This window comes from Streptomyces sp. NPDC056734 (assembly GCF_042790455.1).
Taxonomy (GTDB): Bacteria; Actinomycetota; Actinomycetes; order Streptomycetales; family Streptomycetaceae; genus Streptomyces.
This window is the reverse complement of record NZ_JBHTZD010000019.1, coordinates 84,309-99,901: the sequence shown is the minus strand read 5'-3', so window position 1 is coordinate 99,901 and position 15,593 is coordinate 84,309. Positions and strand designations below refer to the sequence as shown.

Sequence of the window (15,593 nt, the reverse complement as noted above, 5' to 3'; positions counted from 1 at the left end):
GGCTCTGAAAGCCAGGAGGGGGCCGCTGTGTTGGGCCGGGGGGCGCGCTATGGACGCACTGCGGACGCGCGCTGTCTACGCGGCCTGCTCGGTGACGCGCCGCTGCCAGTCGACGGTCGCCTCGACCTGGTTGAAGGAGTAGAGATGTACGCCGCTCACCTTCAGCTCCGGGTCGGTCAGCGCGTCACCCATGCCGAGCAGCAGCCGCTCCGGCTGGTAGGCGTCGCCGCGGATCAGGTTGCCGACCAAGCCTCGCTGCTTGGAGAGGTACCTGAGGGAAGAGCCCACCCCTATGCGCAGCGAGAGTTCGGCCAGTTTCCGTGTGTTCATGGGTGCGGCCAGCCCGATGTGCAGCGGCAGGGTGATGCCCGACTCACGTGTGCGGCGCAGCCAGGCGACGAGTGCGGTGGGGTCGAAGCACAGCTGGCTCACCATGTAGTGGGCGTAGGGCTGCTTGCGGCGCAGTGCCGTGAGCAGAGCCTCGTCGGCGATCTTGGGGTGGCCTTCGGGATAGCACCCGACGCCGATCGAGGTGAGGCCGTGGTCCATCCCGGAGAGCGCCTCAAGGATCTCGGCGGCTTCGCTGAACTTGCCAGCCGGCTCGTCGGCGTCGCCGCCTATGACGTACAGACGGGTGATGCCGAGGTCGGTCAGACGCCCGACGAAGTCGCGCAGCTCGGCCTCATCCGCGACCTGCCGGGCGGCCAGGTGCGGGACGACCCGGTACCCGGCCCGTGCCGCGTGCGCGCTGTGCTCAAGGGTGCGCTCCAGCCCGAACTTCGGCGAACATGTGATGGTGACGGTCGTCCCCGCCGGCACCGCCTTGACCTTCTCCTCGGCTCCCTTGAGCGGGATGACCTCGATGGCCGCGGTACGGATCAGGTCAGCCATGGCGCTGCTGACAGGGGGGTGATGGCTCATCTGCGACGGCTCCTTGCTGGCTTGCTGGCTTGCTGGCTGCTGAATTTCTGGCTTGCTGGCTTTGCTGGCTTGCTGGCTTGCTGGTGAGGGTTCAGTGCTCGCGCGTCGGCCGGTCCTGACCGGTGCAGGCGAGGTCGAGGGTGACCGGCCGGGTGGTGCCCTTGACGGTCAGCTCCCCCGGGAGCCGGTAGCTGCCGCCGCCGGCCGAATCGATGCCCGTGGAGCGGAAGGTGATCCGGGGGTAGGTGTCGGCGGCGAAGAAGTCCCCGTTGCGCGGGTGCTGGTCGCGCTGGGCCCGCTGCGTGACGAACGGGACCCGCTAGCGGAAGACGACCGTGCGCAGACCGTCGAGGAGAACGCGGTTGTCGGCGTGCCAGCCGACCGCCCGGGAGAGGGCCAGGCACTCGTTGTCGCGCCCGAGCGCGGTGACCTGCGCCGCCGACATGGAGTGGTCGATCCGGGCCACTTCCTGCTCGATGATGGGGCCTTCGTCGAGGTCGGAGGTGACGTAGTGGGCGGTCGCGCCGACGAGCTTCACCCCACGCTCGTATGCCTGGTGGTAGGGACGGGCGCCTTTGAAGCTCGGCAGCATGGAGTGGTGGATGTTGATCGCGCGCCCCTCCAACTTGCCGCAGAGATCCCCGGACAGGATCTGCATGTACCGGGCGAGGACCACCAGGTCGATGTCCAGCTCGCCCACCAGCTCCAGGAGCCGGGCCTCGGCGGCCGACTTCGTCTCACGGGTGACCGGTACGTGGTGGAACGGCACGTCGAAGTTGTCCGCCATCACTCCGAGGTCGGGGTGGTTGGACACGACCGCCGGCACCACGATGTTCAGCGCACCGATCGAGGCCCGGTAGAGCAGGTCGTTGAGACAGTGCCCGAACTTGCTCACCATGATCAGGACGCGCTGTGGCTCACCCGCGCGGGTCAGCCGCCACGACATCATCAGCCGGGAGCCGATCGGTGTGAAGTCCCGGCGCAGCTCGGCGGGATCCAGTGCGCGGCCGTCGGTGTGCTCGAACTGCACGCGCATGTAGAAGCGGGCCTGGCGTTCGTCCCGGAACTGCTGGCTCTCCGTGATCGTGCATCCGTGCCCGGCCAGAAATCCGGCCACGGCCAGCACGATCCCGGACTGCTCCGGGCAGGAGAACGTCAGCACCAGCCCGGGGTCGGGGTTCTTGGGGGAAAGGGTCACGATGCCGGCCTCTCGGGCGTCGGGGTGATGGTCTCGACCGCGTTGTGGGCGGCGCGGATGGTGTTTCTGAGGAGCCACATGTCGGTGACGGGCCCGATGCCGCCCGGCACCGGAGTGACCGCCCTGGCGCGGGTGACCACGTCGTCCCAGGCGACGTCGCCCACGATCCGCGACTCGCCGTCGCCGGCTCCGCCGACGACATTGATCCCGACGTCCAGGACCACCGCGCCGGGCCGGATGTGCTCCGCCTTGATGAGTCCCGGCACACCGGCGGCCACGATGAGGACATCCGCCCTGCGGGTGTGGGTGCCCAGCTGTCCGCCGACGCTCGCCCACTCGTCCACGGAGGTGACCGCGGCTTCCCGGGCGAAGGCCAGGGACACGGCCGGTTTGCCGACGTTGTTCGAACGGCCCACCACCACCAGTCGCGCAGCGTGGTAGAACGCCGCCCGTTCCAGCCCTGCTTGGTCCAGCCACCAGTCCAGGACATGGAAGACGGCCGCCGCGGTGGACGGCACATACCGGGGCGTGCCCAGTGCCAGCAGGCCGGCGTTCTCCGGGTGCACGGCCTCGATGTCCTTGACCGGATCGAGCGCTTTGAACACCGTCGCCTCGTCGCTGCCGGCGGGCAGCGGGCGCAGCACGAGGATCCCTGACACCTCGGGGTCCTGATTGAGTCCCGCCACAGCGTCGATCACCGCGGACGTACTCGCGCTGCCGGGCAGCACCACCTCGCGTCGGGGTATGCCGAGCGCCGCCGCGGTCCGATCGATGCGTCGCACGTACGTCGCCGCCGCGGGGTCGTCACCGACCAGCACTGTGGCCAGGCCCACCGGCACGCCTGCCGCTCGGGCACCGCCCGCCTCGTCCGCGACCTGCTCACGCAAGGCGGCAGCAATCTTCCTGCCGTCGATGACCTCAGCCGTCACCACCGCACTCCTTTCGTCACACCGTCCGCCGCCCGCCAGGCGCGCTCGGGCATGTGTGGGCATCCGGTCGTGTTCGGTCGTTTCACGCGTCGCCCGGTGGTACCGGCGACGAACCCTGAGGCTGCTGGTGATGGCGCCCCGAAGGTGCTTGCTCGCGGCGCCCTGGAGGGTGCGTGTCCTCCTGCCCCGGAGGTGCTTGTTCTGGTGCCCCGGAGGTGCTTGTTCTGGTGCCTCGGAGGTGCTTGTTCTGGTGCCTCGGCAGGGACGGGCGTGGCGCACGCATCCGTGGGCGCACATGGCTGTTGTCGTTGAGAAACCGGTGCGCCGGGCCTCCGAAGGGCCACGTCGCCGGGTCGTTCTCGATCCCCGCCGCGCGCCGATGCCACCTGACGCCCTAAACTACGTCATCAAGAAGCTATAGAACAAGCTTTTCAGTGAGATATATTTCGGTGAGACACATACGACGGGCTCGCCCGGGTCGCCATCCTCCCCGCCGCGCACCGGACGCCGCGAGCGGCGCATATCCTTCTTGCATGGCTTCCCGAGGACCCCAGGCCAAGAGCGCTTCCCCGTCCCGGACAACGGGCGGGGACCGCCCCGACCCGCGCGGGCGCGACTTCGTCGATCACATCAGCGACGCGTGGCGTGCAACGCTGCCGTCGGCCGAACACCCCGAACTCGCTCTCGGCCGACGGGCCATCCGGCTCAGCACCATCCTCCAGGACCGTCTTTCCGTGCATCTGGCCAACTGGGACCTCACACGCGGCGACTACGACGTGCTGAATGTGCTCCGGTCGAGCGGGGCACCCTACGAGCTGCGCCCCACCGATCTCAAGGCGTCCTTGCTGCTGTCCTCGGGCGGAGTGACGAACATCCTGAACCGGCTTGAGGCGGCCGGCCTGGTCGAGCGGGAGAAGGACGGCCGCGACGGCCGCAGCTCCTGGGTACGTCTGACCAAGGCCGGAGCCAAGACGGCCGAGGACGTGTTCTACAGCTGGAGCGACACGCTGGCCGACGTCTTCCGCGCGGTGCCGCCCGAGGCCGTCCAGATCGCGACGGACGCGATGAGGGAAGTACTGATCGCGCTCGGCGATCTCGGACCCTCACCGGCGGCCAGTCGCGCGACGGGCGGGGACGGTCGCGGAAACGACGCGGCGCCGGACCGTCGCCCGAAGACCGGTCGCGACAGCGGCCGATGACCACAGACCGGTCGCGACGCACGAGCGACCGATAGCCGCACCACACCCACGCAGTCGCCGCAGGCCCGGACCTGGCCTGGTCCGGCCTGCTCCGGCCTGCCCTGGCCAGGGTCACGGCCAGGAGATCACACCCACGGCGCTCACCTGCGACGACCCGCTTCACGGCCCGCCTCAACAGTCGGAAACAAGCTTTTCATCTAGCTTTTCTCTGACGCAAGATGCATAGTGGAGCCACGCGGAGGAGCGAGCAGGCTCGGCATCGCCGTTGCCGCCTCCAGGCGGGCCACTCGGCTCCGCACGCGCTTCCAGACGGCACAGAGAGTCAGACGACGAGGTTCGACTTCTCAGGAGGCACGATGCCGGTCACCCCGGTGCACGACGGCACTCCCGCACCCACGCGGACACCCCAGTTGCTGAACCAGGCCAGGGTCCGACGACGACCAGCGCCTGCTTCACGCTAGATCCAGGGCTCCCGTCGCAAGGCGGCTGAGCGGATCGGCCGCACCTCACGCCGTCGCCCGGCGTCATCGCGCGGGCCGAAGGCCGCCTCGGCCTGCCGCGCAACCGCGTCACCTCACCCGATTCGGCACCCTCGGCCGCCGTTCGGAGCCCCCAGCCGCCGTTCGGAGCCCTCAGCCCGATTCGGCACACCCGGCATGAGCCGGCACCGGCACCCCTCAACAGCAGGAGAGAGCTATGCCCACAACGACCGTGCACGAGTACTCGCCGGTCCCGGACCGTATCGTCGCCCTCCAGGCGGCGGGCGCGAAGCGCGCGGCCCTGATCGACGGCCCCGGGGAGTACGCGGACGTCAAGCCGCGCACACCCGACAACGACGGGGACACCGAGATCCTGGGCACCACCACGGTGACGCACCGGTTCGTCGACGCTCCCGGAGACTCCGAGACGGTGCGCTGGCACTATGTCGAGGCGGGTTCGGGGCCGGTGGTCGTGTTCCTGCACGGCATCCCGGAGTCGTGGTTCATGTGGCACCGCCAGATCGACGCCCTCGCGGCCACCCATCGCGTGATCGCGATCGACCTCAAGGGATACGGGCAGTCCGAGAAGGGCACCGGCGACTACCGACAGGTGGGAGTCGCCGAGCAGCTCTCCGCCATGCTGACCCAGATCGGCGTCGACCGGTTCCAGCTGGTCGCGCACGACCGGGGCTCGGTCATCGGCGACTACTTCGCGGCGGCCGAGCCCGAACGGATCGTCAGCTATCTGCGCGCGTCCCAGCACCTGTATCACCTCAACCCCATCGTCCACCCGCAGGAGCGGCTCTTCACCGACCCGGCATGGGTGCAGACGCTGGCCAAGCCGGCCCAGCTGATCCGCACGCTCTACACCCTCGGCGCACGCGACACCGCGGCGGAGAGTGACATCGTCCGGACGATTCAGGAGTTCAGCTACGAGGACGTCGCCCGCGCGGTTCCCCGGTACTTCAACTCCTCCAGCTTCCGCAAGGAGTGGATCGACCGGCGTGAGCGCCTCATGCACGCCTGGGACTTCCCGGTGCTGCTCCTCCAGGGGTACGACGACGCGTTCCAGCCGCGCGAGTTCTACGAAGACGCGCACAAATGGGTGCCCAACTCGACGGTCGAGTTCATCGACGCGGGTCACTTCTTCCACTTCGAGAATCCGGCCGACACCACCGCGGCGATCGTCCGGTTCGTCACCGACAACTCATGACCTGCGCTCATGACCTGCGCTCATGACCTCCGCACGACAGCACGAAAGGACGGATCCGGTGTGAAGTGGTTCCTTGTCGTCCGGCCGTTCACGGTATCGATCGAGGAGTACTGGCCCGAGCTGGACGAGCATCTCGTCTGGATGAAGCAGCAGCACGATCTGGGCAACATCGTCCTCTCGGGCCCCGACTCCACCCGCCTGGTCGGCCTCTACCTGATCCGTGCCCGGTCGCTGGAGGCGGCGGAGGCCATCGCCGCCAGTGACCCGTTCACACTGAGCGGGAAGGCGCGCTACGAGATCACCGAGTGGGAGATCCACCAGGCTTTCGGTGTCGGTGCCTTCGCCGCCTCGGGAATCCCGCCCATCGACACTCACGCATAGTCACCTCGCGGGCGAGCAGCGGCTCTTCCGCGCCGACCGACGCCCACGACGGCGTATGGACCGAAAGAAGCACGACATGTCCGAGGCATCACTCGAAGACAAGATCAACCAGGCGGGCGGGCCCGTCAGCATGCTGCGTTCGTCGAACGCGGGCGCCTACCCCTTCCCGATCCCCAGCGAATACACGAACTGGCGTGACGAGCAGCGTGCGTGGCACGAGACCGCCGTCCTCTTCGACCAGTCGCACCACATGACCGACCTCTATGTGCAGGGGCCGGACGCCTTGGCACTCGTCAGCCACGTCGGTGTCAACAAGTTCACGGGGTTCGGTCGCAACAAGGCCAAGCAGTTCGTGACGTGCAACCAGGCCGGTCAGATCATCTCGGACTCCATACTCTTCGGCCACGACGACGACCGGTTCAGCCTGGTGGGAAACCCCTTCGGACTGGACTGGCTGGAGTACCAGGCGAAGACCGGAGGGTATGACGTCGAGATCACCCGGGACGAGCGGACCCTCGCCAACCGGCGGGGCCGCCTCATCTTCCGCTTCCAGTTGCAGGGCCCCGCCGCCCTGGAGATCGCCGCGAAGGCATCCGGCGGTTCGCTCCCGCGGATCAAGTTCTTCAACATCGGTGAGTTCGAGATCGCGGGCCATCCGGTGCGCGCGCTCAACCACACGATGGTCGGTGTTCCCGGACATGAGAACACGGGCCTGGAGATGTGGGGCCCGATGGAGCACGGCCCGGAGGTGTGGGCGGCCCTGTGCGCGGCGGGCGAGGAGTTCGGGCTTCGGCAGGGCGGCGCCATCGCGTACTCCACCACCGCGCTCGAATCGGGTTGGTACGGCATGTATGTGCCGGCGATCTACTCCGGCGACGACACCTTGCCGTACCGCCGGCATCTCAGGGCCGCCGGCTTCGAGGGCAACGCCTCGCTGGGCGGGAGCTTCGACACCCCTGGCATCGAGGACTTCTACTACACGCCGTTCGACGTCGGCTACGCCCACATCGTCAACTTCGACCACGACTTCATCGGTCGTGACGCTCTCCTGGAGCGCCGCGATGAGCCCTCGTCCAAGAAGGTGTGGCTCCGCTGGAACGACGAGGACGTGACCCGGCTGCTGGCGGGTGGGCTGTTGCCCGACGAGGGCGCCCGTACCAGGTACCTCAGTGTCCCGTACGGCGTCTACAACACGTTCCAGTACGACACGGTGACGTCGGGAGACCGCAGGGTCGGCGTGTCGAACCGCACCGGCTACACGGTCAACGTGGGTCACTGGTTCTCGCTGGCCATCGTCGACGAGGACATCGCGAGGGACGGTGCCGACGTCGTCGTACTGTGGGGAGAGCCGGACGGCGGTGCGACCAAGGCCGATGACGCCACCCACCGCCAGACCGTGGTCCGGGCGAAGGTGAGCCTGAACTCCCCCGTCCGGCCGTGAGGCGAGGGCCTTCCCGGCGGTTGGCCTGACAGAGTGCCGAGGTGTGATCGGGCCGTCCGTTCCGTGGGCGGCCCGATGAATGGCCCACGGTGCCCCTGCTCTCTCCCCGCCCCCGGTGTGGGTCGCTGCGATGCGATCCACACCGGGGGCGCCGGTCCACCGGGGAGTTGCCCTCAGCCCGGAAGGTCGTAGTAGATACCGAACCGGTCGGCGCACAGCTCGTCGAGCCGGCCGAGGAGACGTCGGTGAGCGGGGTGGGGCCAGTACTCGGACTTGAAGTCGTCTTCACTGGTCATACGCATATAGCAGCCGTGCGTGTAGCCATGTGCGAGGCCGGAGGGATTGCGATTCGCACCGAAGGTGAAATCGAGCACGCAGTCCAGGGCTCGGGCGGTCTCGGCGAACTCGGTCAGCGCGGACGTCAGGTTCTCCTCACGTCCTTCAAGTGCGTGGAAGACAACGAAGTGTTCGAACACCATCTTCTCCTCGGGACGAGCGCCTCGCGCAGACTGCGCGGATACGACCTGTGACGCCATCCCACTATTATGCATAATGCCTAATCCAGTCAAGATCGTGATCAACGGCACCCGTCGTAGGTGTGCGACGTCGGCAGCTCGACCCGGAGAGTCAGTCCGCCGGTGGGATTCGCGGTCGCGGTGACCGTACCCCGGTGGGAGGTGGCGATGGAGCGGACGATCGCCAGGCCCAGACCGTGGCCCGAACGGTCACTGCCGACCCGGGAACATGCCCGGTAGAAGGGCTCGAAGAGACGCTCCACCACTGCGTCGTCGACCTGTGGACCGGTGTTGTCCACTTCCAGCACCGCCGTCGCCCCGACCTGGAGGACGGCGAGATGGACCGAGCCCGCTTCGGGGATGTTGTGGGTGAGCGCGTTGTCGAGGAGGTTGAGGATCAGCTGGCGCAGGAGGGTGGCATTGCCCAGGACCTCGCAGCCGGGTTCGGTGTCCATGGTGAGGCGGACTCCGCTCGCCGCCGCCTGCTCAGCTCGGGCGGCGGCGGCCCGTTCCGCGAGGCCGGCGAGGTCCACCGGGTCGGGGTCGAAGGGGGCGTGGTCCGCGGCGGCGAGGTCGAGCAGGGCCCGTACGACGCTGATGTTGCGCTCGTTGGTCTCCTGGAGCAGTGGAGCCAGTTCGGCCAGTTCCTCGCCCGTCGGGGCGTCGGCGGCGATCTGGAGGGCGGCCCGGGTGGTGGCCAGGGGGGTGAGCAGTTCGTGGGAGGCGTTGGCGGCGAACCGCTGGTGTGCGGCGAAGGACTGTTCCAGGCGGGCCAGCATGGTGTCGAAGGTGTCGGCCAGTTGCTTCAGCTCGTCCTCTGGGCCCTGGGCGCGGATACGTTCCGTCAGGTTGCCGTCGGCCGCCTTGACCGCGGCCTCGCTGATGGTGTGCAGGGGGGCGAGCAGCCGTTTGGAGAGCAGCCAGCCGGTGCCGAGGCCCAGTGCCATCACCAGGAGCACTCCGCCGGACGACACCAGCAGAACCGTGTTCCAGACGTCCTCCTTGCTGGAGATGCTGCCCAGGTGTTCGACGCTCTGGCCCTCGGCCGGGGCGAAACTCCCCGGAGGGAAGGGCTCGGTGGTCGAGGCCGGGACGGGGGACGCGGGCCGGAAGAGGCCCTCGGGGGCGATGACGGTCCGGCTGAAGTCGTACGTGGGCAGAAAGCGCATGCCGACGTAGATGCTCGCGACCATCAGCGCGGCGCACACACCGAGGGCGGCGGCAAAGCCGAGGAAGAGCCGGCCGTGGATGCTCAGCGTCCGTTCCCGTGGCCGTGTCCGTTCCCGTGTCCGTGCGCGTGTCCGTGCCGGTGCGCCTGTCCGCTGCCTTCGCGTGCGCCCGCGCGGTCCTGGGCCGGGCCGTCTCATGGGGTGCCCAGGTAGTAGCCCACGCCGATGGTGGTGTGGAGAAGCTGGGGTTCGCCCAGTTTCTTGCGCAGGGTGTGCACCACGAGGCGGACCGCGTTGGTGAAGGGGTCGGTGTGCACGTCCCAGGCTTTGTCGAGGAGGTACTCGGCGCTCAGGACTCCGCCGTCGGCGCGCATCAGCAGCTCCAGGACGGCGAGTTCCTTCGGGGTGAGGCGGACCTCGGTGTCCGCGCGGGTGACCCGGCGGCGGTGGGTGTCCAGCCGCACATCGGCGAAGGTGAGGACCGGGGCGTGGGCCATGGGACTGCGGCGGTACAGCGCCCGCAGCCTGGCGACCAGCTCGGGGAAGTCGAAGGGTTTCGCCAGGTAGTCGTCGGCGCCGAGGCCGAGGCCCTCGACCTTGTCGCCCAGCCGTGCGGCGGCGGTCAGCATGAGGATGCGGCAGTCCAGGCCCATGGCGACGATCCGGCGGCACACGTCGTCGCCGTGGACCTCGGGCAGGTCCCGGTCGAGGACCACCGCGTCGTAGTCGTAGACGGTGAGCCGCTCCAGCGCCGCCGCCCCGTCGTACACCACGTCGACCGCGATCGCCTCCCTGCGCAACCCGATCTCCAGGACCCGCGCCATGTACTGCTCATCCTCGACCACCAGCACCCGCACCCGCGACAACCTTTGCTCCTGACCGGCGTGCTTACCGGCCTTGATCAGTGTGCTTACTACACCCGTCTTACCAAACGGGACCTTTGAACCGTGTATGAGACCTGTGCTGCGGGCCGCCGCGCGCAAACCTCCCTCAAAACTCCGTCCTCCTAGCGTGAGGGCCATGAATCTGTTCAAACGAGCCTGGTGGCGGCTTCGGGGCCAGCTGGGCAAGACCGTGATGCTCGTCGGTCTGTTCTTCGTCATCTGCACGCTGGTCCTGTCAGGGTTTCTGATCCAGTCCGCCGCGGCCCGCGCCGCGGAGTCGGCCAGGAGCAGCGTGGGTGTGGTGGCCACCATGCAGCTGGATCTGAACGCCTACCTGGACGCGGGCAAGGGGACTCCGGCCGGTGACGGCGGGCAGCCCGCGATGATCGGCGCCGACGCCGATCTGCCGCGTGCCCTGGTGGACAAGATCTGCGCATCGTCGGTGCTGGCCGCGTGCAATTACACGAACGACGGCGTGGCCGCCGCCACGGACCAGGTCAAGCTTCATCAGCCGGTTCCGCCACCGGCCGGCCAGGACACGACCGCGGTGGACTTCTTCAAGGCGGACGGTGTCCGTGCGCTGAACTCGGTCGATGACTTCCGCAACGGCGACTCGAAGCTGGTCTCCGGTTCGCCGATCACACCGGACAGCGAGAGCGACATGGTCGTGATCGAGGAGCGGGTCGCCAGGGACAACGGCCTCCAGGTGGGCGACGAGATCAAGCTCAACGCCAACATCATGAGGCCCGACGGCAGCCTGACCACCAAGGAAACCGACTTCGTCGTCAGCGGCATCTACCGGAACAGCAGCGCCGACCCCAGCACCTACGTCCCACCGATGATGGCGCCCTCGAACCAGATCTACGTCACCCCGGACGGCGCGACCCGCCTGGAAGGAAGGGAACTGAGCGCTGACGGCGGGGCCGTGAAGTCGGCCACCTTCACCCTGCGCGACCCCGATGATCTGGACCGGCTCAAGGAGGACGCGGAGGCGGCCGGTGCCGATCTCAAGATCTTCCCGCTGAGCGTCAACGACAAGCAGTACCAGACCCTGGTCGGCCCGATCGGCAAGACGGCGGACTTCGCCTCCCTCACCGTGTGGCTGGTCGCGGTCGCGGGCACCGTCATCCTCGCCCTGATCATCGCCTCGAACATGCGCGAGCGCCGCAAGGAGATGGGCGTACTGCTCTCCCTGGGCGAGAAGAAGCCCAAGCTGCTCGGCCAGCACCTGGTGGAGGTGGTCGCCTGCGCGGTCCTGGCGATCGGCTTCGCCACGGCCGGCAGTCAGTTCATCGCCCAGGGCGTCGGCGACCAGCTGCTCTCCGGTCAGGTCTCCTCCGCCGGGGACGCCGCCGACGACGAGGACCCCGAGCTGCACCTCACCGACCCCACCGGTGGTGCCAACCAGGAGGACACCCCGCCGGTCGAGCCCATCGACAGCATCGACATCAAGCTGGGCGCGGCCGACATCGGCGCCGTCGGCGCCACCGGTCTGGGTATCGCGGCCCTGGCCACGATCATCCCCGGCATCCGGGTCCTGCGCCTCAACCCGCGCGACATCCTCACGAAGGGCGACTGACATGCCGGACACCCCGACCCCGATCCTGCGTCTCACCGGCCTGAGCCGCACCTACCAGTCCGGCAACAGCCGCCGCACCGTCCTCAAGGACGTCAACTACTCCTTCGAACAGGGCCGGATGTACTCGATCGTCGGCCCCTCCGGCAGCGGCAAGACCACACTCCTCTCACTCGCCAGCGGACTCGACTCACCCACCGGGGGCACCGTCCTGTTCAAGGGCGAGGACGTCGCGGAGATGGGGCTGGGCCGGTACCGCAACCGCCATGTGGCCACGGTCTTCCAGTCACTGAACCTGCTCACCTACATGACGGCCGTCCAGAACATCACCTCCGCCATGGAGATCACCGGCGTGAAGGGCGTCCACAAGAGGAAGCGCGCCGCGGAACTCCTGGGCCTGCTCGGCGTGGAGGAGTCCGACCAGCACCGCCGCACGCTCCAGCTCTCCGGCGGCCAGCAGCAGCGTGTCGCCATCGCCCGAGCCCTCGCCTGCGAAGTGGACATCCTCTTCGCCGACGAACCCACCGGCAGCCTCGACCAGGACACCGCCGACGGGATCATCGAGGTGTTCCGGAAACTGGCGCACGACGACGGCAAGAGCGTGATCCTGGTGACCCACTCACGGCAGGTCGCCGACGCCTCCGACGAGGTGATCCGCCTGAAACGCGGCAAGCTCATGGCCGTGTGAGCCGGGGCCAGATGCGAGCGTGCCGACGGTCAGGGCCAGGTGTTCCGCCACGACCGCCCGGACCGCCCGGTCCAGGCCGGGTGCGGCGGCCTGTCGGCACTCGACGACCACGGCGACGTGCTCGGTGGGCGACGAGGGCCGGGGGGAAGGCCACCGCACCACCGGCACGGACCCTGGCACCGCCTTCACCAGCCATTCAAGGCGGATCGGGTCGCTGTCGCGGCCGTTGACGACGAGTACGTCCTCCAGTCGCCCCGTGAGATGCAGCTCGCCGTCGACGAGATAGCCCCGGCCCCGCGTGCGCAGCCAGCCGTCCTCGCCGAAGGTCCGTGCGGTGGCCTCGGCGTCACCGACGTACCCCGTGGCGACCGACGGGCCACGGACCCAGATCTCCCCGACAGCGCGGTCCGGGCATCGCGCCCCCAGCGCGTCGGCCACGGTGACCTCGTGGCCCGGGAACGGCCTGCCGCAGTTCATCACCGCGTTGACCGGCTCTCCGCCGCAGCCCAGGACGCGCACCCGGGACAGATCGAGACCGGCAGTCCGCGTGGTCATGGCGGGGGTCGGCCGGCAGTCCCTCCCGCGGGTTCCGGCTCGGCGGCGACCGGCGCGACCTGGTCTTCCGGGCGCAGCCCGGCGGCGAGCAGGTGCCCGGCCGAGGCGCGGACCGCGGCGAGCAGTTCGGCACGCGATATCGCCACCCGCTTTCCGTTTGTGCGGATCGTTCAGGGCTCCGGGTGCTCCAGTGCCGCGTCTCTGGCCTGCTGTTCGTAGAGGGAGAGGAGGTCGGTGTCACGCCAGCCGCAGCCGATGGCGGCCTGGATCCGCTGGTGCACCATGGACGCGACGGGCAGCGGCACTTCGAGGCCCCGGCCCTCGGCCAGACCGAGGTCGAAGTCCTTGCGGAGCAGTTCGTTGGTGAAGGTGGGCGTCCAGTCCCGTGCCGACAGTGCGGGGGTGCGGGCGCGGAGCCAGTCCGAGGCGACGACGGTGGAGCCGAGGAACTCCAGGAAGGCCGCGCGGTCCGTGCCTCCCTTCTCGGCGAGGGTGGTCACCTCGGCCAGCGCCTGGACGAGCATGCCGAGGTAGAGATTGTGGCACAGCTTGACGAGCCGGCTCTGGTCCTCCTGCCCGGCGTGCACGACCGCCTTGGCGATGGCGGCGAGGTGGGGACGGGCCAGTTCGTAGGCGTCGGTCGGGCCCGAGGCCACGATGGTGCAGTTTCCGGCGGCCACGACCTGGGGGTTTCCGCTGACCGGGGCGGCCACGAAGGCGACGCCGCGAGCCTGGAGCGCTGCGCGTACCCGCTGTGATGCGGCCGGGGAGACGGTCGAACAGTCGACGACGGCCTTGGGGGTCTCTTCGCCGCTGAGCAGTCCGCCTTCGCCGCTCACCACGTGTTCCAGGTCGGCGTCGCCGCTGACCATGACGAAGACGATGTCGAGCGGGGCCAGATCCGCGATGCTCGCGGCGACCTCGGCGCCTTTGGCGGCCAGTGGTGCGGTCTTGGCGGCCGTTCGGTTCCAGACGGTCAGGTTCCGGCCGGCGTCGAGGAGGCGTCCGGCCATGGCGGTTCCCATGCGTCCGGTGCCGAGCCAGCCCAGTCGTTCGGTCATGTCGTGGTCCTTGTCATCGGTCGGCCGGGTTGACGGAGAAGTCGACGCCGTTCCAGTAGCGGGTGCCCGCGACGAGGAGTTCATGGGCCGGGAAGCGGGTGATGACGCGGGGGCCGTCGGCCGTGACGACGACCTCCTCCTCGATGCGCGCCGCGGACGAGCCGTCCTTGGTGGGCCAGTAGGTCTCCAGCGCGAACACCATGCCCTCCTCGATCGGTACCGGGTGCTCCAGTGAGTGGTAGCGGCTGATCAGCGGCTGCTCCCACACCGACAGGCCGACGCCGTGGCAGTACTGGAGGCCGAACGCCTCTTCTTCGCTGGCGTAGCCCAGGTCGGCGGCGCTCGGCAGGGCGCGTGCCACATCCGCGCTGGTGGCACCCGGGCGTACGGCGGCGATGGCCTCGTCGATCGCCGCGCGGGCGCGTTTGTAGGCGTCGCGCTGCTGGGCGTTGGATCCGCCGACGTTCATGGTCCGGTAGTAACACGTCCGGTAGCCGTTGAACGAGTGGATGATGTCGAAGTAGGCCGTGTCGCCGGGCCGGGTCATGCGGTCGCTGAAGACATGCGGGTGGGGGCTGCATCGTTCACCGGAAATGGCGTTGACTGCTTCGACCTCCTCCGACCCACGCTCGTACAGCACCCGGTTGACCAGGGCGACCGCGTCGTTCTCGCGGGTGCCGACGGTCAGGAACCGGTACAGCTCGTCGTAGGCGGCATCGACCATGCCGGCGGCGTGGTCGAGCAGTGCGATCTCGTCGGCGGTCTTGATGCGGCGGGCCTGTTGCATCAGTTCCTGGCCGTTGACGATGTGCAGGCCCGTACGCTCCAGGGCGCGCAGGACGGGGATCTCGACGACGTCGACGCCGACCGGCTCGCCCGCGAGTCCGTTGTCCCGCAGCAGGTCGGCTATGCGCTGGGCGTTGCCCGCTTCGACTCCGACGCTCTCCGGGATGGATCCGCGCCAGCTGGAGATGCCCGCCCGCCAGTTCTCCTCAGGGATCCAGGTGGCGTGCGCCTTGTGCTGGCGGGCCGCGGAGCCGATGTCCCACAGGATGGGGTCGTGGCCGCGCATGAGCAGTGCGCAGCGGAACAGCTTGTCGCGGGCCCAGTTCCCGATGTGCGTGGCGGTGGTGTAGCGGATGTTATTCATGTCGAACAGCACGAGCGCGCCGAGGTCCGAGGCTTCCAGGGCGGCACGGGCGCGGGCCAGCCGTTCGGTGCGCAGCCGGTCGAAGTTGACGCGCTCCTCCCAGTCGACGCCGAGAACGGCGCCGGGGGAAGCGATGGTGGATGCGGTCATGAGAGGGATCTCCTTGGGGCGCATACCGGGCGGGCAGAGGTCAGAAAGTGCAGGGGTCATGCGGTCAGGGGCGGGTCGGTCGGG

The 15,593-nt window shown here is 68.8% G+C and carries 16 protein-coding genes and 1 pseudogene; 6 read left to right on the top strand and 11 right to left on the bottom strand.

Annotation, left to right across the window (positions count from 1 at the left end; all coding sequences use genetic code 11):
- Positions 1 to 75: 75 nt before the first annotated feature.
- The 4 genes and pseudogenes from ACFRFC_RS27700 to ACFRFC_RS27685 all read right to left on the bottom strand — a co-directional run bounded on the left by ACFRFC_RS27700 (position 76) and on the right by ACFRFC_RS27685 (position 3,048).
- Positions 76 to 921: a methylenetetrahydrofolate reductase gene (locus tag ACFRFC_RS27700; protein ID WP_382689358.1), complete on the bottom strand. Its 846-nt coding sequence runs from the start codon at positions 919 to 921 to the stop codon at positions 76 to 78.
- 91 nt (positions 922 to 1,012) lie between these two features.
- Positions 1,013 to 1,213 (bottom strand): annotated as a pseudogene (locus ACFRFC_RS27695) (YceI family protein); the annotation flags it as partial.
- A 27-nt stretch (positions 1,214 to 1,240) separates the two neighbouring features.
- Positions 1,241 to 2,119 carry a formyltetrahydrofolate deformylase gene (purU, locus tag ACFRFC_RS27690; protein ID WP_382689360.1) on the bottom strand — a complete coding sequence of 293 codons (879 nt, stop codon included), beginning with the start codon at positions 2,117 to 2,119 and terminating at the stop codon, positions 1,241 to 1,243.
- On the bottom strand, positions 2,116 to 3,048 hold the full coding sequence (locus ACFRFC_RS27685) for a bifunctional 5,10-methylenetetrahydrofolate dehydrogenase/5,10-methenyltetrahydrofolate cyclohydrolase (protein ID WP_382689362.1): 933 nt from the start codon (positions 3,046 to 3,048) through the stop codon (positions 2,116 to 2,118). The genes purU and ACFRFC_RS27685 overlap by 4 nt, the downstream gene beginning before the upstream one ends.
- A gap of 533 nt (positions 3,049 to 3,581) precedes the next feature.
- Between ACFRFC_RS27685 and ACFRFC_RS27680 the strand changes: the two genes are divergently transcribed.
- The 4 genes from ACFRFC_RS27680 (at position 3,582) to ACFRFC_RS27665 (ending at position 7,761) form a co-directional block, all read left to right on the top strand.
- Complete coding sequence (locus tag ACFRFC_RS27680; protein ID WP_382689363.1) at positions 3,582 to 4,247, top strand: MarR family winged helix-turn-helix transcriptional regulator; 666 nt, start codon at positions 3,582 to 3,584, stop codon at positions 4,245 to 4,247.
- Between the two features lie 696 nt (positions 4,248 to 4,943).
- A complete protein-coding gene (locus tag ACFRFC_RS27675; protein WP_382689365.1) occupies positions 4,944 to 5,939 on the top strand; it encodes an alpha/beta fold hydrolase in 996 nt (331 codons plus the stop codon).
- 60 nt (positions 5,940 to 5,999) lie between these two features.
- A complete protein-coding gene (locus tag ACFRFC_RS27670; protein WP_382689366.1) occupies positions 6,000 to 6,320 on the top strand; it encodes a YciI family protein in 321 nt (106 codons plus the stop codon).
- Between the two features lie 76 nt (positions 6,321 to 6,396).
- Complete coding sequence (locus tag ACFRFC_RS27665) at positions 6,397 to 7,761, top strand: aminomethyl transferase family protein (RefSeq protein WP_382689368.1); 1,365 nt, start codon at positions 6,397 to 6,399, stop codon at positions 7,759 to 7,761.
- 173 nt (positions 7,762 to 7,934) lie between these two features.
- Here the strand turns inward: ACFRFC_RS27665 and ACFRFC_RS27660 are convergent, their stop codons facing one another.
- The 3 genes from ACFRFC_RS27660 to ACFRFC_RS27650 form a co-directional block, all read right to left on the bottom strand.
- Positions 7,935 to 8,240, bottom strand: coding sequence for a Dabb family protein (locus tag ACFRFC_RS27660; RefSeq protein WP_382689370.1), 306 nt, complete (start codon positions 8,238 to 8,240; stop codon positions 7,935 to 7,937).
- A 98-nt stretch (positions 8,241 to 8,338) separates the two neighbouring features.
- On the bottom strand, positions 8,339 to 9,469 hold the full coding sequence (locus tag ACFRFC_RS27655; protein WP_382689372.1) for a sensor histidine kinase: 1,131 nt from the start codon (positions 9,467 to 9,469) through the stop codon (positions 8,339 to 8,341).
- Between the two features lie 170 nt (positions 9,470 to 9,639).
- Positions 9,640 to 10,302 carry a response regulator transcription factor gene (locus tag ACFRFC_RS27650; protein WP_382689578.1) on the bottom strand — a complete coding sequence of 221 codons (663 nt, stop codon included), beginning with the start codon at positions 10,300 to 10,302 and terminating at the stop codon, positions 9,640 to 9,642.
- 163 nt (positions 10,303 to 10,465) lie between these two features.
- Here ACFRFC_RS27650 and ACFRFC_RS27645 point away from each other — a divergent pair, with 163 nt between their 5' ends.
- Both ACFRFC_RS27645 and ACFRFC_RS27640 read left to right on the top strand, forming a co-directional pair.
- Entirely contained in the window at positions 10,466 to 11,908 is a 1,443-nt protein-coding gene (locus ACFRFC_RS27645) for an ABC transporter permease (protein WP_382689374.1), read from the top strand.
- A 1-nt stretch (position 11,909) separates the two neighbouring features.
- Positions 11,910 to 12,593: an ABC transporter ATP-binding protein gene (locus tag ACFRFC_RS27640; protein WP_382689376.1), complete on the top strand. Its 684-nt coding sequence runs from the start codon at positions 11,910 to 11,912 to the stop codon at positions 12,591 to 12,593.
- Here the strand turns inward: ACFRFC_RS27640 and ACFRFC_RS27635 are convergent.
- Genes ACFRFC_RS27635 through ACFRFC_RS27620 form a run of 4 tightly spaced genes read right to left on the bottom strand, consistent with a single transcriptional unit; the run spans position 12,525 to position 15,509 of the window.
- The gene (locus tag ACFRFC_RS27635) at positions 12,525 to 13,148 is read right to left on the bottom strand and encodes an AMP-binding protein (RefSeq protein WP_382689378.1); all 624 of its coding nucleotides are present in this window, start codon (positions 13,146 to 13,148) and stop codon (positions 12,525 to 12,527) included. The two genes, ACFRFC_RS27640 and ACFRFC_RS27635, sit on opposite strands and share 69 nt — an antisense overlap.
- A complete protein-coding gene (locus tag ACFRFC_RS27630) occupies positions 13,145 to 13,294 on the bottom strand; it encodes a hypothetical protein (protein ID WP_382689380.1) in 150 nt (49 codons plus the stop codon). Before ACFRFC_RS27630 ends, ACFRFC_RS27635 begins: the two co-directional genes overlap by 4 nt.
- 24 nt (positions 13,295 to 13,318) lie before the next feature.
- A complete protein-coding gene (locus tag ACFRFC_RS27625) occupies positions 13,319 to 14,209 on the bottom strand; it encodes an NAD(P)-dependent oxidoreductase (protein ID WP_382689382.1) in 891 nt (296 codons plus the stop codon).
- Positions 14,210 to 14,222: 13 nt separating this feature from the next.
- Positions 14,223 to 15,509 (bottom strand): M24 family metallopeptidase, encoded by a 1,287-nt coding sequence (locus ACFRFC_RS27620; RefSeq protein WP_382689384.1) that lies wholly within the window; start codon positions 15,507 to 15,509, stop codon positions 14,223 to 14,225.
- Between the last annotated feature and the right edge of the window lie 84 nt (positions 15,510 to 15,593).